The sequence below is a fragment of the Mycobacterium hainanense genome, from assembly GCF_041890355.1.
GTDB lineage: Bacteria > Actinomycetota > Actinomycetes > Mycobacteriales > Mycobacteriaceae > Mycobacterium > Mycobacterium hainanense.
The window spans coordinates 2,564,994-2,589,365 of record NZ_CP169059.1 but is presented as its reverse complement, the minus strand read 5'-3'; the positions used below and the strand labels follow the sequence as shown (position 1 = coordinate 2,589,365).

18 protein-coding genes and 3 pseudogenes are annotated in these 24,372 nt (G+C 70.4%); 6 read left to right on the top strand and 15 right to left on the bottom strand.

The genetic code is table 11. From position 1 onward, the window contains the following. Positions 1–2: 2 nt before the first annotated feature. From lnt to ACEL92_RS12070, 3 genes and pseudogenes are all read right to left on the bottom strand, one after another. A pseudogene (lnt, locus tag ACEL92_RS12080) lies at positions 3–2,875 on the bottom strand (apolipoprotein N-acyltransferase). Beyond that, entirely contained in the window at positions 2,868–4,400 is a 1,533-nt protein-coding gene (locus tag ACEL92_RS12075) for an amidohydrolase (protein WP_374026188.1), read from the bottom strand. Before ACEL92_RS12075 ends, lnt begins: the two are co-directional and overlap by 8 nt. Positions 4,401–4,505: 105 nt before the next feature. After that, complete coding sequence (locus tag ACEL92_RS12070; protein ID WP_374025773.1) at positions 4,506–5,042, bottom strand: FxsA family protein; 537 nt, start codon at positions 5,040–5,042, stop codon at positions 4,506–4,508. A 73-nt stretch (positions 5,043–5,115) separates the two neighbouring features. On the opposite strand from ACEL92_RS12070, the gene ACEL92_RS12065 reads away from it, so the two are divergent. Continuing rightward, on the top strand, positions 5,116–5,823 hold the full coding sequence (locus ACEL92_RS12065; RefSeq protein ID WP_374025772.1) for a dienelactone hydrolase family protein: 708 nt from the start codon (positions 5,116–5,118) through the stop codon (positions 5,821–5,823). Between the two features lie 5 nt (positions 5,824–5,828). Here ACEL92_RS12065 and ACEL92_RS12060 read toward each other — a convergent pair whose 3' ends face one another. From ACEL92_RS12060 to ACEL92_RS12025, 8 genes are all read right to left on the bottom strand, one after another. Further along, entirely contained in the window at positions 5,829–6,683 is an 855-nt protein-coding gene (locus ACEL92_RS12060) for a type 1 glutamine amidotransferase domain-containing protein (RefSeq protein ID WP_374025771.1), read from the bottom strand. Positions 6,684–6,688: 5 nt separating this feature from the next. Next, entirely contained in the window at positions 6,689–7,075 is a 387-nt protein-coding gene (locus tag ACEL92_RS12055; RefSeq protein WP_374025770.1) for a PPOX class F420-dependent oxidoreductase, read from the bottom strand. A gap of 128 nt (positions 7,076–7,203) precedes the next feature. Then, positions 7,204–10,779 carry a cobaltochelatase subunit CobN gene (cobN, locus tag ACEL92_RS12050; RefSeq protein WP_374025769.1) on the bottom strand — a complete coding sequence of 1,192 codons (3,576 nt, stop codon included), beginning with the start codon at positions 10,777–10,779 and terminating at the stop codon, positions 7,204–7,206. 3 nt (positions 10,780–10,782) lie between these two features. After that, complete coding sequence (locus ACEL92_RS12045) at positions 10,783–11,451, bottom strand: alpha/beta hydrolase (protein WP_374025768.1); 669 nt, start codon at positions 11,449–11,451, stop codon at positions 10,783–10,785. 42 nt (positions 11,452–11,493) lie between these two features. Further along, on the bottom strand, positions 11,494–12,585 hold the full coding sequence (locus ACEL92_RS12040; RefSeq protein ID WP_374025767.1) for an LLM class flavin-dependent oxidoreductase: 1,092 nt from the start codon (positions 12,583–12,585) through the stop codon (positions 11,494–11,496). 13 nt (positions 12,586–12,598) lie between these two features. After that, on the bottom strand, positions 12,599–13,615 hold the full coding sequence (locus ACEL92_RS12035) for an ABC transporter substrate-binding protein (RefSeq protein WP_374025766.1): 1,017 nt from the start codon (positions 13,613–13,615) through the stop codon (positions 12,599–12,601). Then, positions 13,612–14,367 (bottom strand): ABC transporter ATP-binding protein, encoded by a 756-nt coding sequence (locus ACEL92_RS12030; RefSeq protein ID WP_374025765.1) that lies wholly within the window; start codon positions 14,365–14,367, stop codon positions 13,612–13,614. The genes ACEL92_RS12035 and ACEL92_RS12030 overlap by 4 nt, the downstream gene beginning before the upstream one ends. 10 nt (positions 14,368–14,377) lie before the next feature. Further along, a complete protein-coding gene (locus ACEL92_RS12025; protein ID WP_374026187.1) occupies positions 14,378–15,205 on the bottom strand; it encodes an ABC transporter permease in 828 nt (275 codons plus the stop codon). A gap of 102 nt (positions 15,206–15,307) precedes the next feature. Here ACEL92_RS12025 and cobG point away from each other — a divergent pair. From cobG to ACEL92_RS12010, 3 genes and pseudogenes are all read left to right on the top strand, one after another. Beyond that, positions 15,308–16,402 (top strand): annotated as a pseudogene (cobG, locus tag ACEL92_RS12020) (precorrin-3B synthase); the annotation flags it as partial. Positions 16,403–16,519: 117 nt separating this feature from the next. After that, on the top strand, positions 16,520–17,146 hold the full coding sequence (locus ACEL92_RS12015) for a precorrin-8X methylmutase (RefSeq protein ID WP_374025764.1): 627 nt from the start codon (positions 16,520–16,522) through the stop codon (positions 17,144–17,146). Next, positions 17,143–18,624 carry a precorrin-2 C(20)-methyltransferase gene (locus ACEL92_RS12010; protein WP_374025763.1) on the top strand — a complete coding sequence of 494 codons (1,482 nt, stop codon included), beginning with the start codon at positions 17,143–17,145 and terminating at the stop codon, positions 18,622–18,624. The genes ACEL92_RS12015 and ACEL92_RS12010 overlap by 4 nt, the downstream gene beginning before the upstream one ends. Here ACEL92_RS12010 and ACEL92_RS12005 read toward each other — a convergent pair. Then, entirely contained in the window at positions 18,621–20,204 is a 1,584-nt protein-coding gene (locus ACEL92_RS12005; RefSeq protein ID WP_374025762.1) for a PPE family protein, read from the bottom strand. The two genes, ACEL92_RS12010 and ACEL92_RS12005, sit on opposite strands and share 4 nt — an antisense overlap. Before the next feature lie 134 nt (positions 20,205–20,338). Between ACEL92_RS12005 and ACEL92_RS12000 the strand changes: the two are divergent. Both ACEL92_RS12000 and sigC read left to right on the top strand, forming a co-directional pair. Next, positions 20,339–21,016 (top strand): annotated as a pseudogene (locus tag ACEL92_RS12000) (DUF2275 domain-containing protein); the annotation flags it as partial. Positions 21,017–21,154: 138 nt separating this feature from the next. Next, the gene (sigC, locus tag ACEL92_RS11995; protein ID WP_374026186.1) at positions 21,155–21,712 is read left to right on the top strand and encodes an RNA polymerase sigma factor SigC; all 558 of its coding nucleotides are present in this window, start codon (positions 21,155–21,157) and stop codon (positions 21,710–21,712) included. Here the strand turns inward: sigC and ACEL92_RS11990 are convergent. Genes ACEL92_RS11990 through cbiE form a run of 3 tightly spaced genes read right to left on the bottom strand, consistent with a single transcriptional unit; the run spans position 21,709 to position 24,358 of the window. Beyond that, complete coding sequence (locus tag ACEL92_RS11990; protein WP_374025761.1) at positions 21,709–22,434, bottom strand: cobalt-precorrin-6A reductase; 726 nt, start codon at positions 22,432–22,434, stop codon at positions 21,709–21,711. The two genes, sigC and ACEL92_RS11990, sit on opposite strands and share 4 nt — an antisense overlap. Beyond that, positions 22,434–23,189 (bottom strand): precorrin-4 C(11)-methyltransferase, encoded by a 756-nt coding sequence (gene cobM, locus ACEL92_RS11985; RefSeq protein WP_374025760.1) that lies wholly within the window; start codon positions 23,187–23,189, stop codon positions 22,434–22,436. The genes ACEL92_RS11990 and cobM overlap by 1 nt, the downstream gene beginning before the upstream one ends. Then, positions 23,186–24,358 carry a precorrin-6y C5,15-methyltransferase (decarboxylating) subunit CbiE gene (gene cbiE / locus ACEL92_RS11980; RefSeq protein WP_374025759.1) on the bottom strand — a complete coding sequence of 391 codons (1,173 nt, stop codon included), beginning with the start codon at positions 24,356–24,358 and terminating at the stop codon, positions 23,186–23,188. The genes cobM and cbiE overlap by 4 nt, the downstream gene beginning before the upstream one ends. Positions 24,359–24,372 lie beyond the last annotated feature (14 nt).

Sequence of the window (24,372 nt, the reverse complement as noted above, 5' to 3'; positions counted from 1 at the left end):
GTTTAGCTGCGGTTTTTGGCGCGCTGGCTGCCGGCGCCGCTCTTGCGGCCCTCGATCCCCCAGCGGGTGACCTTGACCAGGGCCTCGCGGATGTTCGATCCACTCATCTTGGAGACGCCGAGTTCACGCTCGGTGAAGGTGATCGGCACTTCCGCGATGGAGAACCCGTTGCACACGGTGCGCCAGGTCAGATCGATCTGGAAGCAGTAGCCCTTGGAGTCCACCGCCTCGAGACCGATCGTCTCGAGGACTTCCCGGCGGTAGGCGCGGTAGCCCGCGGTGATGTCATGGACACCGATCCCCAGCGCAACCCGCGCGTACGTGTTCGCCGTCCAAGACAGCGCCCAGCGCCGCCACGGCCAGTTCCGCACCGACCCGCCCTCGACGTAGCGGGACCCGATCGCCAGATCAGCACCGGCGTCGACCGCGTCCAGCAGCCGGTACAGCTGCTCGGGCGCGTGGCTGCCGTCGGCGTCCATTTCCACCAGCACCGAGTAGTCGCGGCTCAGGCCCCACCCGAAGCCGGCCAGATACGCCGCGCCCAGGCCGTCCTTGGCGGTGCGGTGCATCACGTGGGTGCGGCCCGCGTCGGCGGCCGCCAGCTCCTCGGCGAGCTCGCCGGTGCCGTCGGGGCTGCCGTCGTCGACGATCAGCAGGTGCACGTGGGGGCACGCGTCCTTCAGCCGCCGGTGGATCACCGGCAGGTTCTCCCGCTCGTTGTAGGTGGGGATGATCACCAGGACGCGCTCGCTGGGACGATTCCCCGGGCCGCGGGGCGCCGGCTGGCCGGTGGTCATGTAGCTCCTCTGTGTCGCCCGAAATTGCGCGACGCTCGTCGGCCGCCCTCGTCGGGCGAAGTGTAGTCACCGCCGTCTCCCGGCGGCGCCTGGTCCCCGCCCTCGGCGGGCGCACTGTCCTCGTCTTGCGGGGTTTCGCCCGAGGGCGCAGCCGCGTCTGAGGATTCGTTCGGGGCCTCGGACCTCCGACGAACCGGACGCGCGAACCAACCATTGTGCCGTATCCCGGCCAGGATCGCCGCCGCGGCCGCCGCGACCAGGAGCCACTGCAGCATCGGTCCCCACCGCGTCGCCGGCGTCAGTTTCGTCTTCAGGCGCACCTGAATGTCCAAGTAATCCGGCTGGAAGAAGTCGGTGCGCACCAGCTCGGCGCCGTCGGGGGCGATCACGGCGCTGATCCCGGTGGTGCCGGCGACCAGCACGTAGCGATCATGCTCGACGGCCCGCACCTTGGCGAAGCCGAGCTGTTGTTCGCTCATCGTTTTGTTGAAGGTGGCGTTGTTGCTCGGCACGGCCAGCAATTGGGCGCCATTGAGCACCGCTTTGCGCGGGACGCGGTCGAAGATCACTTCCCAGCAGGTGGCCACCCCGATCGGCACCCCCGCGATGTGCACGACGGCCCTGCCCGGTCGGGGCACCATGTTCCCGGCGCGGTTGGCGTAGCCGGAGAGGTGCTTGAACAGCCACGGCATCGGCAGGTATTCGCCGAACGGCTGCACGATCTCTTTGTCGTGCCGCTCGGCCGGCCCGGTGGACGGATTCCACACGATCATCGTGTTGGTGTATTGGGGGTTCTGCGGGGGGCTGCCGGGCAGTTCCGCGACCGTGCCGATCAGGATCGGCGCGCCGATCGCGGTGGCGGCCTGAGAGATTTCCAGCGCGGCGTCGACGTTGGCCAGCGGGTCGATGTCAGAGGAATCCTCGGGCCAGATGACGAACTGAGGTTGTGGCGCCTGTCCCGCGCGCACGTCCTCGGCCAGCCGCAGCGTCTGACGGACGTGGTTGTCGAGTACCGCCCGGCGTTGCGCGTTGAAGTCGAGCCCGAGGCGCGGCACGTTGCCCTGCACCAGGGCGACGGTGACCGAGGGCTCGCCGCCGGACCCGGTGCCGGCGTGCCGAACCTGCGGCCAGACGACGACGGACGCCAACAGCACCAGGCAGATGCAGACGCCCGGGAGCACCACCGCCGGCGGTGTCGCATCGGCCTTCGCCGCTTCGTTCCCGCCGGCGCCGCGCCACGCCCGCTGGCCGGTGCGCCACCACTTGACGATCTCCAGCTCGATGGCCGTCGCGCTGAACCCGATCAGGACGATTGCCGTCGACAGCAGCGCGGGGCCCCCCAATTTCGCTAACGGCAAGAAGGGGCCCTGCGCTTGCCCGAACGCCACCACTCCCCACGGGAAGCCGCCGAACGGGACGATCGATTTCAGCCACTCCTGGGCCGCCCACACCAGCGCGAACCAGACCGGCCAGCCCGGCAGTCCACGCACGAGCACGGCGCACAGGCCGAAAAGCGCGGGAAACAGCGCACACGTCATCGCCAGCACCATCCAGGGCACGGCGCCGACGAGCGTGCTGACCCAGGGCAGCAGCGGCAGATAGAACGCCAGCCCGAACAGGAACCCGTAGCCCAGGCCACCGGCCGCGGACGTCGACGGGTGCTGGAGCACCCAGGCCAACAGCGCGGCCGCGACGACCGCGGCCCACCACCAGTTCAGCGACGGGAAGCTGGTGAACAGCAGTACGCCGGCCGCGATGGCGCATGCCAAGCGCGTCAGCCGCGGCAACATGGCGGCCCGGACGACCGGCAGCCGCGCGAGCGCCCCCGCCCCGAGCCCCGCGACCGCCCGGCGGGCCACCCCACCCAGACGGTGCGTCAGAGGAGGGCCGCCGGGTTCGCCGGAGCCGTCACCGCCTCCAGATTCCGGGGCGATGTCGGAGGGCTCCTCGTCGTGATCGGATTCAGCTTCGTCGCTGATCGGGTCGGTGTCCGAGTGTGCCCCCAGGTCGTCGGGCGCCGGGTCGGGTTCGTCGGGTTGGCCGGGAAGGTCTTTTCGCCCGAACCACTCCCTACCCATGGATGACAGCGCCCCGATGTACCGTTCGCCGGCACCGCGGCAGGGGGTCGGTCGGGCCCACGCGCGGTAGGGCCGGGACGCGGGCCCGCGGGTCGGTCGACCAGCGCTGGACGGCGTCGCTGGGTGCGCGGACGTCCAGGGACCCGGCGTCCCAGACGGCGTAGGAGGCCGGCGCGCCGGGCACCAGAGTTCCCGTCCTGCCGTCGTGGATGCCGGCGGCGCGCCAACCGCCGCGGGTTGCGGCGGCGAACGCGGCCCGCGCGGAGACCGCGCTGCCGGGGGTCTGGTGGTTGACCGCTGCGCGCACGCTCGCCCACGGGTCGAGACCCGTGACCGGCGCATCGGAACCTAGCGCGAGGGGCACGCCTTGGGATGCTAACAGCGCAAACGGATTGAGCCGACTGCCCCGATCGGCGCCGAGGCGCCGCGCGTACATGCCGTCGGCGCCGCCCCACAGCGCGTCGAAGTTGGGCTGCACGCTGGCGATGACGCCCCACTGGCCGAGTTGGGCGGCCTGCTCGGCGGTGACCATTTCGAGGTGTTCCAGACGGTGCCCGCACCGGGCGACGGCCACCGCGCCGAGCTCGGCGACGACCCGGTCGAGGGCGGCCACCACCGCCGACACCGCCGCATCGCCGATGACATGGAAGCCGGCGGTCACCTGAGCCTCGGTGCACGCGCGCACGTGCGCCTCGACGGCATCGGGTTCCAGGTAGCAGGTACCGCACCGGCCGGCCGCGTCGGCGTACGGCTCGTGCAGCCAGGCGGTGCGCGACCCGAGCGCGCCGTCGACGAACAGATCGCCGGCCAGCCCGCGGGCCCCGGTTTCCTCGAGGAGCGCCCGCGCCCGCGCCGGGGTGCTCACGGCCTCACCCCAGTAGCCGATCACCTCGACGCCCTGATCGAGCGACCGCAGCTGCAGCCAGTCGTCGAGGCCGCCGATCTCGGGTCCGGCGCATTCGTGCACCGCGACGATGCCCGCCGCCGCGGCGGCCCGCAAGGCGGCGGTGCGGGCTTCGGCCAGCTGCTCGGGCGTGAGCAGGTCACGGGCGACGGCGCGGACCAGGTGGTGCGCGTCGGCGGTGAGCGGCCGGTCGGGGTCGAAGCCGGCCGCCGCCGGCAGGTCCGCCACCCGGCGGCGCAGGGCCGTCGAGGCCAGCGCGGAGTGAACGTCGACCCTGGACAGGTAGGCGGGCAGGTCTCCCATGACGGCGTCGAGATCGGCGGTGCTCGGCGCGCTGTTCTCCGGCCACGACGACTCGTCCCACCCGTGCCCCCAGACGGGCCGGCCGGGTTGGGCCGCCGCGTAGTCGGCGAGCAACTGAAGGCACTGCGATCGTGAGCCGGCCGTGCGCAGGTCGAGGCCGCTGAGCGTGAGGCCGGTGGCGGTCAGGTGGATATGGCTGTCCACGAATCCCGGCGCCACGAAGCCGCCGTCCAGGTCTTCGATTGCGGCTTCGAGAAAGAGGCTGCGGCCGACCTCGTCGCTACCGAGCCATGCGACGACGTCGCCGCGCACCGCCATGGCGGTGGCGTCCGGATGGGTCGGGCTGTGCACCCGGCCGTTGACCAGCAGCGTGGTGGGCGTGTGGCTCACAGGGCAAAACTACGTGGGCGTCGGGGCGGGCGATCAGTCCCAGGCGGGCCGGCCCGGAAATCCGCCGCGCACCGGCTCGTTCTCGAGGGCGGGCGGCCGGTAATCACGGACGTCGACGACCTCGCCGTCGATGTAGCCGTCGGGCGCGGGGCCGCCGGCCTGGCGCGCGCCGACGCCGAACAGCGCGCTGTCGGCAAGCAGCGGCATCCGCCGACGCACGCCGCGCACCGCGATCGCGGCCAAACCGGGTCCGACGACCGACCGTACGGGTCGAACCATCAGCAGCAGCCCGAGCGCGGTGGTCACCAGTCCGGGTACCAGGACCAGCAGGGCGGCCAGCGAGACCAGCGCCGCGTCCCGCACCGCGGTGCGCGATTCGGCGAGACCGGAGCGGAGGTCGCCGACCTGGCGCAGCAGCTGCGAGCCCATCACCGGCACCAGCAGGCCCCATCCCAGCAGGAGGGTGCCCATCAGCGCCAGCAGCGTCCAACCCCACCCGATCGCCGAAGCCAGGGCGATGGTCGCCGCCAGTTCGACGAGGGCGTAGCCGAGAAACAGCCGTGACAGCATGTCAGGGCAACGTCCGTCGACCGCGTAGAAGTTCCCATGGTGGTGTCCGGGGCGATTGCAGTTAGATGACGCTATGACCACGATTGAGATCGACACGCCCGACGGACCGATCGACGCGCTGCTGGACCTTCCCCCGGGTCAGGGCCCGTGGCCGGGCGTCGTCGTCATTCATGACTTGATCGGCTACACCCGCGACAAGGAGTCGACGAACAAGCGCATCGCCCAGGCCGGCTATGTGGCGATCACCCCCAACATGTACGCGCGCGGTGGCCGTATCCGCTGCGTCACCCGGGTGATGAAGGAGCTGCAGACGCAGCGTGGCCGCGCCCTATCCGACATCCTCGCGGCGCGCGATCACCTGAAAGCCCTGCCGGAATGTTCCGGCCAGGTCGGCGTCGCGGGGTTCTGCATGGGCGGCCAGTTCGCATTGGTCATGTCTGGAAAAGGTTTCGGCGCCTCCGCCCCGTTCTATGGCACTCCCCTGCCCCGCAACCTCGAGAGGACGCTGGACGGGGCGTGCCCGATCGTGGCCAGCTTCGGCGCGAAGGACCCGCTGGGACGGGGCGCGCCCGAGAAACTGCGCGAGACCATCGCCAAGAAGAACATCGCCGCCGACGTGAAGGTCTACCCCGGTGTGGGGCACAGCTTTGCCAACGAGCTGCCCGCCCAATCACTGGCACGGATCACCGGTTTCGGTTACGACCGGGACGCCACCGAGGACGCCTGGCGCCGCGTCTTCGCGTTCTTCGGCGAACATTTGACGGCGGGCGCGACGACGTAGTTGCGTCAGTTGAGCTTCCGCGACAAGACCGTCGCGAACGTGTGGGTATCTCCGGGCCAGCGCGCCGACACGTAGTCACCGTCGTCGACGACGAACGCGGGCCGCGGGTCGGTGGCCGTGTCGCGCGCCATGCCGGAGGATTTGCGCCGCCAGCCGGGTGAACCGCGCACCACGTCGCGGAAATCCGTCGGATCTTTAAGCGCGCGAGTCACTTCCGCCTCCACCGACATGTAACCCGGCGCCTGCCCGGGTTGCTCGGTGTAGGTGCGATAGTAGTTCCGGTCCCAGAACCGGGTGACACGCGTCAACCGCCACGCCAGGCGCTCCATCGCCCACGTCAGGGCCGTGGTCTGGTGCCCGTAGAGCACCGATCGGCCCGTTTCGGGGTCGACGCTGCGCGCCGCGAGCAGCACGCCGTGACAGATGGCGGCGACGACCACGCCGCGTTTGAAGGCGTCCACCACGAGCCGATGCAGGATGTCGCTGTCGATGTAGCTGCGCATTCCGCGGGCCCGATGCCCGCCGGGCAGCAGCAGCGCGTCGATGCCGTCGAGGGTGGCCTCGGCCCATGCGACAGGGTGCTGGAACTCGTTTGCCGTCAACATGTCCCGATAGGCGCTGCGCCCGTCTTTGTTCGCGCGCAACATCAGCCCGACGACCGGAAGCGCGCCCAGCACCGGCAGGGCGGACCACACGTCCAGGCCGCGGCCGCTCACCATGATGTCGTCCGCCGCGCCGGGCGCTCCACTCTCGGTAGCGAACACCACCCGATGCCCGTTGTCGGTCAGGACGCGCCAGCTGACGGCGACCTCGGTTGGGTCGAAGTCGCGGTCCGGGATCGGGACGAGAACGGTGCCCATGGCTTTTACGTCGGGGACACCTTGAGCTCGAGGCCGACGTTGTTGTCCATGCCGCCGCGCAGCTTGCTGAAGAAGTTGAAGACCTTGCCCACCACGCCGTAACGCCGCCCGATCGCGTCGTACACCGCGGCGGTCTGCGACTTGTCGAGGATGGCGGCGGTGCCTTCGACGGCCTCGCTGGTCGGCTTGCCCTGCATGGTGCAGGTGGCCAGCGTGACCCGCGGGGTGTTGCGGATCCGCTTGACCTTCCACGACTTTGCCCCGGTGATGACCAGCAGCCGATCCTGGTCGGCGGCGGCCCAGATCGGCGTCGGCTTGGGCTTGCCGTCCTTGGTGAACGTGGTCAGCAGGATGTATTGCGCCTTGGCGAGATCGGCGAAGGTGGGCGTCACGGTGTCAACCTACGCCCGCTAGCCCGCCCGTGCCCAGTGTGCGGCCAGCCGCACGTTCGCTGCCGAGTGTGCGGCCAGCCGCACGTTCGCTGCCGAGTGTGCGGCCAGCCGCACACTCGCGTCAGGAGTCAGCCCTCCAGGTCGCCCTCCGTTTCCAACAACGCCTGGCGCAGGCCATCGAGGGTGTCCGGTTGGGGCCGTTCCCACATGCCGCGGCCGGCGGCCTCCAGCAGTCGTTCGGCCATGCCGTGCAGCGCCCAGGGATTGGACTCCGCCATGAATTTCCGGTTTTCGGGGTCCAGCACGTAACTGTGGGTGAGCTGCTCGTACATCCAGTCGGCCATCACCCCGGCGGTCGCGTCGTAGCCGAACAGGTAGTCCACCGTCGCCGCCATCTCGAACGCGCCCTTGTAGCCGTGCCGGCGCATCGCCGCCATCCAGCGCGGATTGACAACGCGGGCGCGGAACACGCGCGTGGTCTCCTCGGACAGCGTCCGCGTCCGGATCGCATCCGGCCTGGTGTTGTCGCCGATATAGGCTGCGGGCGCCTGCCCGGTCAGCGCCCGGACCGTGGCCACCATGCCGCCGTGGTACTGGAAATAGTCGTCGGAGTCGGCGATGTCGTGTTCGCGGGTGTCGGTGTTCTTGGCGGCCACCGCGATGCGCCGGTACTGGCGGTTCATGTCGTCGACCGCCTCGCGGCCGTCCAGGCCGCGGCCGTAAGCGAAGCCGCCCCACGCGGTGTACACCTGCGCCAGGTCGCCGTCATCGCGCCAGTTGCGGCTGTCGATCAGCTGGAGCAGCCCCGCGCCGTAGGTTCCCGGCTTGGAGCCGAAAATCCGTGTGGTGGAACGGCGTTGGTTACCGTGCTGAGCGAGGTCTGCTTGGGCGTGGGCGCGCACGTAGTTGTCCTCGGCGGGCTCGTCGAGCTCGGCGACCAATTGCACCGCGTCGTCGAGCATGGTCACGACGTGCGGGAAGGCGTCTCGGAAGAAGCCCGAAATCCGCACGGTCACGTCGATGCGGGGGCGGCCCAGTTCGGCCAGCGGAATGGGGATCAGGCCGGTGACGCGCCGCGACGCATCGTCCCAGACCGGCCGGACGCCAAGCAGCGCAAGGACTTCGGCGATGTCGTCGCCGGCGGTGCGCATCGCCGACGTGCCCCACACCGACAGCCCGACCGATTGCGGCCATCGCCCGTGGTCGGTCCGGTACCGGGCCAGCAGCGAATCCGCCAGCGCCACACCGGCATCCCACGCCAGCCGGGACGGCACCGCTTTCGGGTCGACCGAGTAGAAGTTGCGGCCGGTGGGCAGCACGTTGACCAGGCCGCGCAGCGGTGAGCCCGACGGGCCGGCCGCGACGAACCGGCCGTCCAACGCGTTGAGCACCTGGTCGATCTCGGCCGCGGTGCCGGCCAGCCGCGGCACCACCTCGGTGGCCGCGAACCGCAGCACCGCGGCCACCTCGGGGTTGTCGGTGATGCGTTCGGCGGCATCGGGGTCCCAGCCGCTGGCCTGCAGCGCAGCCACGAGTCCGCGCGCCGCGGCCTCGGCCGAATCGACCGAGGCGCGTTCATCGGTCCCGTCCTCCGCGAGACCCAACGCCTGCCGCAGACCCGGGATGGCCTGCTCTCCCCCGAACAGCTGACGGGCGCGCAGGATCGCCAGCACGAGGTCGAGTTGGGTTTCGCCCGAGGGCTGTTGGCCCAGTACGTGCAGGCCGTCGCGGATCTGCACGTCCTTGATCTCGCAGAGCCAACCGTCGACGTGCAGCAGCATGTCGTCGAACGAGTCCTCCGGGGGCCGCTCGGTCAGCCCGAGATCGTGGTCCATCTTGGCGGCCCGGATCAGAGTCCAGATCTGTTGGCGGATGGCGGGCAGCTTGCCGGGATCCAGCGCGGCAACGTTGGCGTGCTCGTCGAGCAATTGCTCCAGCCGGGCGATGTCGCCGTAGGTTTCCGCGCGCGCCATCGGCGGAATGAGGTGGTCGACCAGCACCGCGTGCGCCCGCCGCTTGGCCTGCGTGCCCTCGCCGGGGTCGTTGACCAGGAAGGGGTAGATCAGGGGCAGGTTCCCGAGGGCCGCGTCGGATCCGCAGGCGGCCGACATGCCCAGCGTCTTGCCGGGCAGCCATTCCAGGTTGCCGTGCTTGCCCAGGTGCACCACCGCGTGCGAACCGAATCCGGTGTCCATCCAGTGGTAGGCGGCCAGGTAGTGGTGGCTGGGCGGCAGGTCGGGATCGTGGTAGATCGCCACCGGGTTCTCACCGAAGCCGCGGGGCGGCTGCACCATCAGCACCACGTTGCCGGCTTGCATTGCGGCGATGACGATTTCACCGTCTGGGTCGTTCGTGCGATCCACGAAGAGGTCGCCGGGCGGCGGACCCCAATGCTGCGTGACCGCGTCGGTCAGTTCGGCGGGCAGCGTGGCGAACCAGGAGCGGTAGTCTCTGGCGGACAGCCGGATCGGGTTGCCGGCCAATTGCCCGTCGGTGAGCCAGTCCGGGTCCTGGCCGCCGCGTTCGATCAAGGCGTGAATCAGGGCGTCACCGTCGTCGGCGTCCAGCCCGGGCACCTCGCCCACCCGGTAGCCGCGCTCGCGCATCGCGCGCAGCAGCGCGACCGCGCTGGCCGGCGTGTCCAGGCCCACCGCGTTCCCGATCCGGGCGTGCTTGGTCGGATACGCCGAAAACACCAGGACCACCCGCTTGTCGGGCGGGGCGACGTGGCGCAGCCGCGCGTGCCGGACCGCCAGGCCCGCGACCCGCGCGCACCGTTCCGGGTCGGCGACATAGGAGATCAGCCCGTCGTCGTCGATCTCTTTGAAGGAGAACGGGACCGTGATGATGCGGCCGTCGAACTCGGGCACCGCCACCTGGGTGGCCACGTCGAGCGGGCTGAGCCCGTCGTCGTTTTCGCTCCACTGAGCCCGGGAACTGGTCAGGCACAATCCCTGCAGGATCGGAATATCCAGGGCCGCAAGGTGTTCGACGTTCCAGCTGTCGTCGTCACCCCCGGCGGACGCCGTGGCCGGCTTCAGTCCCCCGGCGGCCAGGACGGTGACCACCATGGCGTCGGCGTCGCCAAGCCGGTGCAGCAGTTCGGGTTCGGCGGTCCGCAGCGAAGCACAGTAGACCGGCAGCGCTCGCGCGCCGGTGTCCTCGATGGCGCGGCAGAGCGCCTCGACGTAGCCGGTGTTGCCGGCCAGCTGCTGGGCGCGGTAGTAGAGGACGGCGATGGTGGGGCCGTCGGTTGCGGCGGCGTTCGGCCGCTCCAGCTCGCCCCAGGTCGGTGTCACGACGGGCGGGCTGAACCCGAATCCCGTCATCAGCACGGTGTCGGACAGGAAGGCGTGCAGCTGGCGGAGATTTTCGACTCCGCCATACGCCAGGTAGACGTGCGCCTGCACCGCGATGCCCGCGGCGAGCGTGGACAGCCCGGTCAACTCGGCGTCGGCGGCCTGCTCACCGCTGACCAACACCGTCGGCACACCGCTGGCGATCACCGTATCGACGCCGCTCTGCCAGGCGCGGTATCCCCCGAGGATGCGGACCACCACGATCGAGGCGCCGGTCAGCAAGTCCGCCAGCTCGCTCTCATCCAGGCGCGAAGGGTTGGCCCACCGATAGTTCTTCCCGCTGGCGCGGGCGCTGATCAGGTCCGTGTCGGACGTCGACAGCAAAAGGATGGTCGGCTCAGCCACCCCTCATTCGTACCGTAGGGCCGCCGCGATCCGGGCGGCGACCTCTCCGGCGACCCGCAGCGCCTCCTCGCTCTTGCCCGGCTCGTAGCGGTCCGCGACGGCGTCGTAGTCGGCGCCCGCGATGGACCCGTGGTCGGCCGCCAGCTCCACCAACTCCACCGGCCAGCCGGCCCGGTGCAGGGCGGCAGCGAAGTCCCTGCTGGCGGTCACCGGGACGACATCGTCGGCCAGGCCGTGCAGCAACGTGAAGGGTGTGCCGGCGCGCTCGGCCGTCAACGCCTCGGTCGGCACCCGCCCGGTCACCGGGTCGGGCACCATGAATGCCCCGGCGAGGCAGACGGTGTGTGCCAAGGGAACGTCGCCGCGCAGGGTCAGGCCCGCCGCGGCGCACCCACCCATGGACCACCCGACCAGCACAATGGCGTCGGGGTCGCCGGCGCGTTCCCGGGTGAAGTCGAGCGACCGCGACAGATCCGCGCGGCCGCCGTCGTCGGCGTGGGAGTTCCAGTCCGGCGCCACCACGGCCGCGCCACGCTCGGCGAGCATGCCGGCGAGCGGGCCGAAGGCCGCACGCGCATCGGTCTGCATGCCGTGCCACAACAGGACCGCCGGCTGGGCCGGATCACCGTAGACGTCGGCCAATCGGCCCGGGGCGTATTCCACCGTCTCCACGGGCACGAGGATGCCCCGAGTGGCGCGGCCACAAACGGCCGATCAGGCCACGCCTTTACGCCGCAGGACGGGCAGCACGCCCTCGGCGAACCAGTACGCCTCTTCCAGGTGGGGGTAGCCGGACAGGATGAATTCATCGAAGCCCAGCGAGTGGTATTCGGCGATCAGATTGGCGACCTCCTCGTGGCTGCCTACCAGCGCCGTGCCCGCGCCGCCGCGCACCAGTCCTACCCCGGCCCACAGATTGGGGTAGATCTCCAGCTGGTCGAGGCGACCGCCATGCAGCGCCGTCATCCGCCGCTGACCCTCCGACTCCGAACGCGCGTGTAGCTCAGTCGCATTCGCGATCTGTTCGGGGCTGAGCTCGTTGACCAGTTCCTCGGCGACGGCCCACGCGGCGGCCGAGGTGTCGCGGCTGATCGTGTGCAACCTGATGCCGAACCGCAGGTCGCGGCCATACTCGTGGGCCAACGCTCGCACCTTCTGGATCTTCTCCGCCGCGGCCTGCGGTGGCTCCCCCCAGGTGAGGTACACATCGACGAACTCGGCGGCGATCGCCAGGGCGGGCGGTGATGAGCCGCCGAAGTAGATCTGCGGCAACGGGTCAGGGGGTGCCGACACGCGCGCATCTTCGACGTGGAAGTACTTGCCGGCGAAGTCGACGGCGTCCTGGCGCCACACCGAATTGACGATCTGAAGGAACTCACCGGTGCGGGCGTAGCGCTCGTCGTGGTCGAGCCAGTCGCCGAAGCGGCGCTGCTCACGATCGTCGCTGCCGCTGACGACGTTCAGCAGCACGCGGCCGTCCGAGAACCGTTGCAGGGTCGCGGCCTGCTGCGCAGCAAGGGTCGGGGGCACCAGCCCGGGGCGGAAGGCCACCAAGAACTTCAACCGCTCCGTTTCGGCGAGCAGCGCCGCCGCGGTCAACCACGCGTCCTCACACCATGTTCCGGTGGGCGTGAGCACACCTTCGTAGCCGAGCCGGTCGGCGGCACGGGCCACCTCTGCCAGGTATCGCCGGCTGGGCTCGCGATGGCTTGCCGGGACGACGTGGTGCGAAGACGCGTGCGAACCCCCGACGATGGACCGGCTGTCGCCGGTGGTGGGCAGGAACCAGAAGAACTTCGCCGACATGCATCTCCTTCAATCAGCTGGTGAGGCTAGGCCGCAGCGCCTCATTGAATCGACGGTCGACCCAGTCGGCGAACTTGGGTGACGATTGCAGCTGACCGGCCGCCGCAAACAGATCGGCCAGCCGCTGCTCCGAGGCGATCACGTCATCGCCGAGGTCTGTCGGCAGGCGCAGGCTGCGGCCCTGCGCCACCGCCGCGACCTGCGGATCCAACCCGACTGCGGCGGCATAGTTTTGGGCCCATTGCTGCGGGTGGCCCTTTGCCCACTGCACCGCCTTCTCGAAACGCACCAGCAGATCCGATAACGCGGTGTTGCGCTTCGGGTCGGCCAGCGCCTGATCTGACGCGACCCCGAGCCAGTCGCCGTTGGTGACGCCCTGCGCCTCGGCGATGCTGCGCACCGGGATCTGTTGCTCGGCCTGTGCCGTGTAGGGATCCCAGATGGCCCACGCGTCGGCCTGCCGTTGGCTGAACGCCGAGAGCGCGTCGGCGGGTTGCAGGTAAACGAATTTGATGTCCGACGCCTTAAGACCGGCCTTGTCCAGCTGCGCCAGCAGGTTCGCGTGCGACGAGCTGCCTTTGCCCACCGCGACGGCCTTGCCGCGCAAGTCGGCCACCGTCTTGATGGGTGAATCAGCATGGACAAGAATGCGATTGCCCGCGCCGCCGCCACCGTAGGCGGAGACCACCTTGATCTTGGCGTTGCTGGCCGCCCCGAAGATCGGTGGCGTGTTTCCGGTGATCGCGAAGTCGATCTTGCCGGCCGTGGCCGCCTCCACCTGCGGCGGCCCGGAGGTAAAGGTCGAGAACGCCACCCGGTACGGCAGATTGTCCAGCTGGCCTGCGGCGCGCAGCAGCGATTCCGTACCGCCCTTCTGGTCGCCCACCTGCAGCGTGAGATCCGACAGCTCCGACAACGGCACGGCCGCCGGCGCCGTCGATGGCCCCGAATTCGCCTTGCGCGCAACACATCCGGCCAGCAGGAGACACACGGCCGCGGCCAGCGCGACGACGGCCCGCCACCGGGTCAAAGCCGCACCCCCAGCCGGTGCAGCAGCTCGGCGCGGTGGTGCTCGGTGTGTCGACCGGGATCCCCGGGAGCGCGGCGGGGCTCGTCGATGGCCACGGTGTGGACGACGCGGCCTTCCTCGAGCACGAGCACGCGATCGGCCAGCGCGACCGCTTCGTCGACGTCGTGGGTGATCAGCAGCACACCGAACCCGTGTTGACGCCACAGATTGAGCAACAGCGCGTGCATGGTCAGTCGGGTCAGCGCGTCCAACGCCCCGAAGGGCTCGTCGAGCAGCAGTAACTGCGGTTCGGCGACGAGGGCGCGCGCGAGTGAAACCCGTTGCGCCTGACCGCCCGACAATGTCAGCGGCCACGCGTCGGCGCGGTCGGCGAGCCCGACGTCGGCCAGCGCCCGCTCGGCGCGGCGCCGCACCTGGTCCTTCGGTAGCCCGCCGCGGGTGAGGCCGTAGCCGACGTTGGTCCGCACGTCGCGCCAGGGAAACAGCCGTGGCTCCTGGAAAGCCAGCGCCGGCGCGCCGGCCACCACCCGGTCGCCGGTGTGGTCGCGCGAGAGCCCGGCCAGCACCCGCAGCACGGTCGACTTGCCCGAGCCGCTCCGGCCGAGGAGCGCGACGATCTCACCGGCGGCCACGCGCAGCGAAACGTCTTTGAGCACGTGCGTGCTGCCGTACCACTTGTCGACGTGGCTCAGCTCGCCGGCGATCCGAGGTCGCGCGTGCGCCGTCTCCCCGGGTTCCGCGATGAGTGTCAAACTTGCCCTTTCAGTTCTGGTAGCGCGATGCGCGGCGTTCGATGAGGCGGACGACCGCGTCGGTGGCGATGCCAAGCAGCGCGTAGACCGTCAGCCCGAAGATGATCACGTCGATCCGCAGAAAATCGCGAGCGTTGTTGATCAGGAAGCCGATCCCCTTGTCCGCGTTGATCTGTTCGGCGACGATCAGCGTCAGCCACGCGATCGCCAACGACTGCCGCAAACCCACGAGCACCTGTGGTGCGGCGCTGGGCACGATGATGCGGGTCAACCGCTGACGGAACGAAAAGCCCAGTACATCAGCCGTTTCGAACAACTTCGGGTCAACCTGCCGGATCGCCGAGAAGGTGTTGAGATACAGCGGGAAAACCACGCCCAGCGCGACCAGCAAGACCTTTGGCAGTTCACCGATTCCGAACCACAGGATGAACAGCGGAATCAGGCCCAAGTGCGGCAAGGCGCGGATCATCTGCATCGGGGGGTCGACCGTCGACTCCAGCCAGCGGGACAGGCCGACGGCCGCGCCCGCCGCGACGCCGATCGCCCCGCCCAGCGCGAGTCCCTCCAGAACCCGGATGCCGGATATGTGCAGCGCGGCGGCGAGCTGGCCATTGCGGACCAGCTCCAGGCCCGCGTCGACAATCAGGGAAGGAGCCGGGAGAACGTCCTGCGGGATCACGCCGAGAGCGCTGCCCAGCTGCCACAGCGCGAGCAACGCCAGCGGCGACGCGATGCGCACGAATTCCCATTTGCGGCGGGCCCACAAGCCGGCCTGACCGGGTGTCGGAGCGCTACCCGTGTCGGTCGACGAAGCAGCGAGCGTGGTGGCGATGCTCACTATGTCGACGCTAAGGCCGGTCGAGCCGGTCGGGTAAGGGTTTTCATCTGCCTGACGACAACCTCGACCACCACGGCGAGCCGGTGGCCGTACCGTGGACCAGTGGCCAGGATGCGCGACGCCGACGCATGCCCGGGTGCGCTGCAGGTGCACCGGGCCGCCGATGGGGCCTTGGCGCGGGTCCGGCTGCCCGGCGGCATGCTGACCGCCGCCCAGCTGGCGGCGCTGGCGCGGGTGTCGACCGAACATGGCTCGGGGACGCTGGAGCTCACCGCGCGCGGCAACGTGCAGCTGCGCGGAATCAGCGATGTCACCGCGGCGGCCGAGGCGATCGCCGGTGCCGGGCTGTTGCCGTCGGCGACCCACGAGCGGGTACGCAACATCGTCGCGTCGCCCCTGTCCGGTCGGGCCGGCGGGAGTGTCGACGTGCGACCGTGGGTTACCGAGCTGGACGCGGCGATTTGTGCCGAGCCGCGCCTCGTCGAGCTGGGCGGCCGGTTCTGGTTCGGCTTCGACGACGGGCGCGCCGACGTCTCGGGCCTGCGCGCCGACGTCGGCGTGCACGCGATGCCCGACGGCTGGGCGCTGCTGCTCGCCGGCCGTGACACCGGCGTCCGGCTGGCCGTCGGCGAGGTGGTCGAGACGCTGGTTGTCATCGCCACACGATTTGCGACGACGCGCGGAAGCGCTTGGCGCGTCAAGGAATTGGACAATATCGAAAGCCTGCTGCCGGGCGTCGAACTCGCCGACGAATTCCTTCCCGCGGTCACCAGGCCACCCGTGGGCTGGATCGACCAGGAAGACGGCAGGGTGGCGCTCGGTGCCGCGGCGCCCCTGGGAGTGCTGTCCGCGAGCGTCGCCGAATACCTGGCGGCGATCGAGGCGCCGCTGGTGATCACCCCCTGGCGCTCGGTACTGGTATGTGATCTCGACGAGGGCGTCGCCGACGTCGCGCTGCGGGTGCTGGCCCCGTTGGGCCTCGTCTTCGACGAGCACTCCCCCTGGCTGAACGTCAGCGCCTGCACTGGCAGCCCCGGATGCGCGCATTCGCTCGCCGATGTCCGGGCCGACGCGGCCGCGGCGCTGGGCGCGGATGCGGGAGTGCATCGCCACTTCGTCGGCTGCGACCGCGCGTGCGGCAGCCCGCTGACCGGTGAGGTGCTGCTGGCGACTGGCGACGGATACCGCCAGCTTCGCGGTGACCGCAAGCGCGGCGAAGCCGGGCGCGGCGGGTCGCCGCCCGGACCTCGCGGTGACCGCAAGCGCGGCGAAGCCGGGCGCGGCGGGTCGCCGCCAGCACCTTAGGGTAATCGGGTGCTCGACTACATCCGCGACGCAGCTGAGATCTATCGGCAGTCGTTCGCGGCCATTCGGGCCGAGGCCGATCTGACCCGCTTCCCGGACGACATCGCGCGGGTGGTCGTGCGGTTGATCCACACCTGCGGGCAGGTCGATGTCGCCGAGCATGTCGCCTACACCGACGACGTCGCCACGCGCGTCGGGGCCGCCCTGCGTGGCGGTGCGCCGGTGCTGTGCGACTCGTCGATGGTGGCCGCCGGGATCACCGGCGCGCGGCTGCCGGCCGGCAACGACGTGGTGTCGCTGGTGGCAGATCCCCGCGCCGCGGAGCTGGCCGCGCGCCGGCACACCACCCGATCGGCCGCGGGGGTTGAGCTATGGGCAGACCGGCTGCCCGGCGCCGTGCTCGCCATCGGCAACGCGCCCACCGCCCTGTTCCGGCTGCTTGAGCTGATCGACGAAGGGGTTCCGCCGCCGGCTGGGGTCCTGGGCGGGCCGGTCGGATTCGTCGGGTCGGCCCAGTCCAAGCAGGAGCTCATCGACCGTCCGCGCGGGATGTCCTATCTGGTGGTCCGGGGCCGCCGCGGTGGCAGCGCCATGGCCGCCGCCGCCGTGAATGCGATCGCGAGCGACCGCGAATGACCGAGCGGGGCACGCTCTGGGGCGTCGGGCTGGGGCCCGGCGACCCGGAACTGGTCACCGTCAAGGCCGCCCGGCTGATCGGCGAGGCCGACGTGGTGGCCTACCACAGCGCCCGGCACGGCCGCAGCATCGCGCGGGGTATCGCGGAACCGTACCTGCGGCCCGGGCAGATCGAGGAGCACCTGATCTATCCGGTGACCACCGAGGTGACCGACCATCCCGGCGGCTACGCCGGCGCGCTCGAGGACTTCTACGTGGAAGCGAGCGCGCGCATCGCCGCTCATCTTGACGCGGGCCGCAACGTGGCGCTGCTCGCCGAGGGCGACCCGCTGTTCTACAGCTCGTACATGCATTTGCACACCCGGCTGACGCAGCGGTTCGACGCCGTCATCGTGCCGGGGGTGACGTCGGTGAGCGCCGCCTCGGCGGCCATCGCGACCCCGTTGGTAGCCGGCGACGAGGTGCTCTCGGTGCTGCCGGGCACCCTGCCGGTCGCCGAGCTCACCCGCCGCCTGGCCGACACCGATGCCGCGGTGGTACTGAAGTTGGGTCGCTCCTACCACGCTGTGCGCGAAGCACTTTCGGCTTCGGGGCAGCTCGACGACGCGTACTATGTCGAGCGGGCCAGCACCGCCGGGCAGCGGATCCTGCCCGCAGCGGACGTCGACGAGGCCGGCGTGCCCTACTTCTCGCTGGCGATGCTGCCGGGTGGGCGCCGCGGACGGCAGTCACCGGCGACGGGCACCGTCGCGGTGGTCGGCCTCGGGCCCGGTGACCGCGACTGGATGACCCCACAGAGCCGGCGCGAGCTGGCCGGCGCTACCGACCTGATCGGCTACGCCGGCTACCTGGCCCGCGTCCCGGTGCGCGACGGGCAACGGCGGCACCCCAGCGACAACACCGACGAACCCGCGCGCGCCCGACTGGCCTGCGCGCTGGCCGAAGAAGGGCGGGCCGTCGCGGTGGTGTCCTCGGGGGACCCCGGCGTGTTCGCGATGGCCACCGCGGTGCTGGAAGAGGCCAAGGAATGGCCGGGGGTGGCGATCCGGGTGATTCCGGCGATGACGGCCGCCCAGGCCGTCGCCAGTCGGGTCGGTGCTCCGCTGGGCCACGACTATGCGGTGATCTCGCTGTCCGACCGGCTCAAGCCGTGGGACATCATCGCCGAGCGGCTGGCCGCGGCGGCCGCGGCCGACCTGGTGCTGGCGATCTACAACCCGGCGTCCAAAACCCGAACGTGGCAAGTCGGCGCGATGCGCGACCTGCTGCTGGAACACCGCGAACCCGGGACGCCGGTGGTGATCGGCCGGAACGTCTCCAGACCCGACGAGGACGTCCGGGTGGTGCGGCTGGCCGATCTCGACCCAGCCGAGGTCGACATGCGGTGCCTGCTGATCGTCGGATCTTCCCAAACGCAGTGGCATGCAAGCGATTTCGGCGACCGGGTGTTCACACCCCGACGCTACCCGCTCGGTTAGTCGTCGCTGGCCCAGCTGCTGGGCATCATCGGCACGGTGGGGCCGTCACCGAAGCCTTCGCGGGTCAGCGTCGCCAAACCGGTGGGCTGCGCGAGACCGGATCTCGCTGCCGCACCGGCGAATCCGAGCGGCCCCCCGCCCTGATCGGAGGCGCGCACGGCGTCCAAATCTTCGTCGTCCGCGCTCGAATCCTGATCGAGGTCCATGAACTCGTAGCGGTACGCGCGGTCGGTGGCCGTTCCGGCGCGGCGCCGCCGGGCCCGCGCCTTCCTCTTCGCTGCGGCCGCCGCGTCGGCCGCGGCGGGTGCGTCGACGTCGTCGGGCGCCGGCTCCTCCGACTTGCGGCGCGCCCGGCCGTTGGCGCTGCCGCGGGCCGCCAGCCCGGACAGTCCCACGGCATACAGGGCGTCGGACATGCCCGCGCCGATGCCGTCCGTGGCCGTGGGACTGAAGCCGGCGCCCGGCCCGCCGCCGACCGGTCCGCCACCGGCCGGGCTGGCCACCGTCGACGCCGGGGCGCTGGACATCGTCGGGGCGTTGCTCACGCTGGCTGGCGCGGTGCCGATCGCCGGCGCCGGCGCGGTCACCATCGGTGCCGGAGCGGCCGCGGGCGCCGGCAGCGGCGCGGCGGCCGACAGCGGGGCTGCGACGCTGATCGCGGTTACGGCGGCCGCCGCTCCGCCGGCCGCGGCGGCGCCCAAGACGGACACCACCATCGGCGCCAGCACCACCGCCATCTGGATGGCGGCCTGCATGAACGGCCAGAAGATCATCAGGGTGTGGAAAATCGCCCAGCCCAGGGCGCTGGAAAGCGCGGGCGAGAAGCCCAACTGGCCGAAGAACGAGGCGAGGCCGTTGACGAACGGCACCGGCGGAAACGGCCAGCCACCGGGGTTGAGGTCTTTGGAAACCGGCCACGCGAAGTTCTTGGTGTACTGCTGCAGCCACGCGGTCAGCTGGTCCTGCCAGGACGGATAGGTCCGTGCGGCCTGCTGTTGGGTGTCGGCGGCTTGCACCGTCGCGACGCTCGCCTCCGCGCCAGGGGTGACGATCGCGGGCGCGGGCGTGGTGGTGGGCACCGCGGCAAGCGCGGATTCGGCGGTCACCTGGTAGGTGGTCATCGTCGTGGCGGCTTGCACCCACATGCGCGCATAGTCCGCCTCGTTCACAGCGATCGGAATGGTGTTGATGCCGAAGAAGTTCGTCGCCACCAGCGCCGCATGCGTCGCGTGGTTGGCCGCGAGTTCCGGCATCGTCGGCATGGCGGCCAGCGCCGCGGTGTAAGCCCCGGCCGCCGTCTCGTGCAGCGCCGCGGACGTTGCGCTCTTGGCGGAGCCCTCCATCAGCCAGGCCAGATACGGGGCGTGCGCCGCGACGTACTGCTCGGCGCTGGGCCCCTCCCATGCGCCACCCTGGACGGCGCCCAGGAGCCCGGTGAGTTCCTCGGCGGCCTCGGCGTATTGGCTGCTCATCGATGACCACGTCGCGGCGGCGGCGAGCAGTGGCCCGGGTCCGGGGCCGGCGCTCAGCAGGGTCGAGTGCACCTCGGGTGGGAAGGCGATCCAGATCGGGGCGGTCATCGTCGGGGGTTTCCGGGCAGAAACACGAATACCTCTTCGGTGAATGTCGGGCTGTTGACGTCCAGTGGTCGGTTCGCCGGACGGATTAGTTCCCGCCGTTTGACTTTCGAGTGCTCTTTGCGCCCGGACCGGGCATGCGCAACGATGCAGGGATGCGGTGTGACGCGGCGCGTGAGGCGCTTTCGGCTCGACTGGACGGCGAGCGCCCCCAAGCGCTCGCGCAGCAGGTGGATGCCCATCTCGAATCGTGCCGGCGGTGCCGCACCTGGCTGATCGGCGCCGCCGCGCAGACCCGTCGGCTCGCCTCGGTCGAGCCGGTTGACGGGCCCGACCTGGTCTCCCGAATCATGGCGAACATCGGCGAGGAGTCCTCCGGGTACCAGCGCAGGATGCGTTGGCTGCGTTCGCATTACCGGCGCTGGGGCCTGATCGCGGTCGGGCTATTCCAGGTGGCAATCGCCGCCGCGCAGATCAGCGGCATCGATTTCGGCATGGTGTCCAGCCACATGCACGGTGCGATGTCCGGGGAGCATCTGATGCACGAGTCCACCGCCTGGCTGCTGGCATTGGGCCTGGCGATGGTGGCCGCCGGCGTCTGGCCGGTCACCGCCATTGGAGTGGCTGCGATCACGGGCGTCTATTCGGTCGCGCTGCTCGGTTACGTGATCCTCGACGCGTTCGCCGGCGAGGTCACGGCAACACGTGTCGCCAGCCACATGCCCTTGCTGTTGGGCCTGGCGTTCGCGTTCTTGGTGGCGCGGCAACGAGTGAGGTCGGATCGGATGGGCACCTCCGATGCCGCGGACGACGCGGCTTGGCCAGCCGAAAACCCCACCGCGCGGCGCCGCGCCCACCTATGGCCCATCAACAGGTCCGCCGTCGACCCCGCCGCAGCCGCTACGACAGGCCGTCGTAGACTCACTGAGCCCGCGAAACAAAGGTGGTTCGCCATGATCGCGTCCAGCGATGACGAGGCCGTTACCGAGCTCGCATTGGCCGCCGCGCGTGGAAATGACCGGGCCCTCGAGGCATTCATCAAGGCCACCCAGCAGGACGTGTGGCGGTTCGTCACCTACCTGTCGGACGCCGGCAGCGCCGACGACCTGACTCAGGAGACTTTCCTGCGCGCGATCGGCGCCATCGGACGGTTCTCCGGGCGCTCGAGTGCCCGCACCTGGCTGCTTTCCATCGCGCGCCGCGTGGTGGCCGATCACATCCGCCATGTCCAGTCGCGGCCCCGCGCCGCCCTGAGCGCCGACCCCGAACACGTGATGCGCGGCGATCGCCACGCCCGCGGGTTCGAAGACTTGGTCGAGGTCACGACGATGATCGCGGGGCTCACCCCCGAGCAGCGGGAAGCCTTGTTGCTCACCCAGTTGTTGGGCCTGCCCTACGCCGACGCCGCGGCGGTGTGCGGCTGCCCGGTGGGCACCATCCGATCCCGCGTCGCGCGGGCCCGTGACGCGCTGCTGGCCGCAGACGTCGAGCGTGACGACCTGACGGGCTAGTCGAGCCGGGTCACCCATTCGACGGCCTCTTCGAGGCTGCCCACCGCCGTCACCCCGGGTGGTAGCGGCGGCCGGGCGACCATCACCACCGGGATGCCCAACGCCGCAGCCGCATCCAGCTTCGCCCGCGTCATCTCCCCTCCGCTGTTCTTGGTCACCAGGACGTCGATCCGGTGTTCTCGCATCAGCGCGACTTCGCCGTCGTAGCGATACGGGCCGCGCGACAGCACGAGCTGGCGGCGGCGCGGCAGCGAGGCCGGCTCCGGTTCGGTGACCGCGCGGATCAGAAACCACGCGTCGCTGTCCGCGAAGGCCTTGGTCCCCGAGCGCCCGGTGGTGAGAAACACCCGCGAAAACTCCTGTTGCGCAACGGTTTCTGCCGCCCGCATGTCGGATTCCACGACGATCGCGGAGCCGGGATCCCAGGCCGGGCGGGCCAGCAGGAGATGCGGCATCCGCAGTTCGCCGCAGGCCTGGGCCGCGTGCGATGTCATGGTCGCCGCGAAGGGGTGGGTCGCATCGATCACCGCGTCGATGCGTTCGTCGACCAGCCAGCGCCGCAGCCCGTCAACGCCGCCGAAGCCGCCGATGCGGACGGGACCGACCGGTAGCGCGGGGTCGGGCACGCGCCCCGCCAGTGAGCTGACGATGTCGATGTCCGGGTGTAGCGCCTTCGCCAGCGCGCGACCTTCGGCCGTGCCGCCGAGGAGCAGCACTCGCATCAGTGCCTGCTCCCCCGCGCCCGCGCGGACGAATACAGGTAGCTGTCGGTGAAACCCTCGGCGGCCAGCACGTCGCCGACGACGATCACCGCGGTCTTGGTGATGCCGGCCCGGTGCATCTGGCCGGCGAGGTCGCCGAGCGTGCCCCGCAGCAGCACCTCTTGCGGCCAACTCGCGAAAGCGACGACCGCAGCGGGTGTTTCGGATCGATAGCCGCCCTCAAGGAGTTGCGGAACAATGGCGTCGATCTGGGCCGCCGCCAGGTGCAGAACCAGCGTCGCGCCGGAACGAGCGAGGCTGGCGAGGTCTTCACCGGGCGGCATGGCGGTCGACAGCGTGGCGACCCGGCTCAGCGTCACCGTCTGCGCGACGCCGGGGACGGTGAGCTCACGCTTGAGCGCGGCCGCCGCCGCGGCGAAAGCCGGCACCCCGGGCACGATTTCGTAGTCGATGCCAAGCGCGTCGAGCCGGCGGCATTGTTCGGCGAGCGCACTGTAGAGCGACGGATCACCCGAATGCAGCCGCGCCACGTCGTGGCCGGCAGCGTGGGCGTCGGCCAGCTCGGTGATGATCTGCTCCAGCGTCAGCGGTCCGGTGTCAACGACTTTTGCGCCGGGGGGGCATAGCGCCAGCAAGTCGTCGGGCATGATCGACCCCGCGTACAGGCACACCGCGCAGGTCTCGAGCAGCCGCTGGCCGCGGACGGTGATCAGGTCGGCGGCGCCCGGACCCGCGCCGATGAAATAGACCGTCATTTCGTCATCGCCCACTGGGTGACCGGCATCTGCGGCCGCCAGCCGGTGAAGCCGCCGAGCGGCTCGCCGTGATAGTGCTGGAACCGGCGCAGTTGGCCGGCGAAGCGCGAATACGACTCCGTCAGGGCGGCTTCGGATTCCGCGGTAACCGCATTTGCCACGAGGCGTCCACCGGCCTGCAGCGCGTCCAGACAGGCGTCGAGCAGGCCCGGTTGGGTGAGACCGCCGCCGATGAAGATCGCCGACGGCGGTTGGAGCCCGCCGAACGCGTCGGGGGCGTCGCCGCGTATGTCGATGGGGGCGCCGAAAGCCGCGGCGTTGGATGCGATGTTGTGGCGGCGTCGTTCGTCACGCTCGAAAGCGACTGCGGTGCAGCCTTTTCCGTTTAGACACCATCCGACGCTGATGCTACCCGAACCCGCGCCGACATCCCAGAGGCGTTCGCCCGGGCGCGGCGCCAGCGCCGCGAGAGTTACCGCGCGGATCCCGTGCTTGGTGATCTGCCCGTCGTGGACGAACGCCTCGTCGGGCGGCGACGACAACCGTTCGTCAGGCAGGTATCGGATGGCGATGACGTTGAGGTCGTCGACATCCGTCGGCGCGCTGTCCGCCCAGTTGCGTGCGCTGCCGTCCCGGCGGCGTTCGGTTGAGCCGCCGAGATTTTCCAACACGGTGAACTCCGAGTCGCCGCGGCCGTGCGCGTCGAGGAGTGCGGCGAGTTCCTTCGGTGTGGCGGCGTTCTTCGACAGCACAATGGCTTGGCCGCCGCGGCGTACCGCGGTGTGCGGTGGCGCGGTGACGAGACTGATCACCTCCGTGTCGTGAAGGTTCCAGCCCATTCGAGCGCACGCGAGCGTCACCGAGGACACGTGCGGCAGCACCCGGACGCGATCGGGGCCGTAGAGTCGGATCAGCGTGCCCCCGATGCCGTGAAGGAGCGGGTCGCCGCTGGCCACCACGTGCACGTCATCGGCGTGGTCGTTGAGCAACGTCTGCAGTGCGGGCAACATCGGCGTGGGCCATTGCTGGCGGGGCGCGGGCACGGTGTCGTCGAGCAGGTCGAGTTGCCGCTTCGAGCCGTAAATTATTGTCGCCTTTTGTAATTCGTTGCGGGACGCTTCAGCAAGCCCGGCCACGCCGTCGGCGCCGATGCCCACCACGATAATCATGAACGCCGTTCTCC

What these genes read in the sequence shown, in the direction of transcription:
- ACEL92_RS12075 (WP_374026188.1), bottom strand. Translation starts at nt 4,400, where the DNA reads ATGGCGGTGCGCGGCGACGTCGTCGCATGGCTCGGTAGCGACGAGGTC.
- ACEL92_RS12070 (WP_374025773.1), bottom strand. Translation starts at nt 5,042, where the DNA reads ATGCTGTCACGGCTGTTTCTCGGCTACGCCCTCGTCGAACTGGCGGCG.
- ACEL92_RS12065 (WP_374025772.1), top strand. Translation starts at nt 5,116, where the DNA reads ATGACCACGATTGAGATCGACACGCCCGACGGACCGATCGACGCGCTG.
- ACEL92_RS12060 (WP_374025771.1), bottom strand. Translation starts at nt 6,683, where the DNA reads ATGGGCACCGTTCTCGTCCCGATCCCGGACCGCGACTTCGACCCAACC.
- ACEL92_RS12040 (WP_374025767.1), bottom strand. Translation starts at nt 12,585, where the DNA reads ATGTCGGCGAAGTTCTTCTGGTTCCTGCCCACCACCGGCGACAGCCGG.
- ACEL92_RS12010 (WP_374025763.1), top strand. Translation starts at nt 17,143, where the DNA reads ATGACCGAGCGGGGCACGCTCTGGGGCGTCGGGCTGGGGCCCGGCGAC.
- ACEL92_RS12005 (WP_374025762.1), bottom strand. Translation starts at nt 20,204, where the DNA reads ATGACCGCCCCGATCTGGATCGCCTTCCCACCCGAGGTGCACTCGACC.
- sigC (WP_374026186.1), top strand. Translation starts at nt 21,155, where the DNA reads ATGATCGCGTCCAGCGATGACGAGGCCGTTACCGAGCTCGCATTGGCC.
- ACEL92_RS11990 (WP_374025761.1), bottom strand. Translation starts at nt 22,434, where the DNA reads ATGCGAGTGCTGCTCCTCGGCGGCACGGCCGAAGGTCGCGCGCTGGCG.
- cobM (WP_374025760.1), bottom strand. Translation starts at nt 23,189, where the DNA reads ATGACGGTCTATTTCATCGGCGCGGGTCCGGGCGCCGCCGACCTGATC.
- cbiE (WP_374025759.1), bottom strand. Translation starts at nt 24,358, where the DNA reads ATGATTATCGTGGTGGGCATCGGCGCCGACGGCGTGGCCGGGCTTGCT.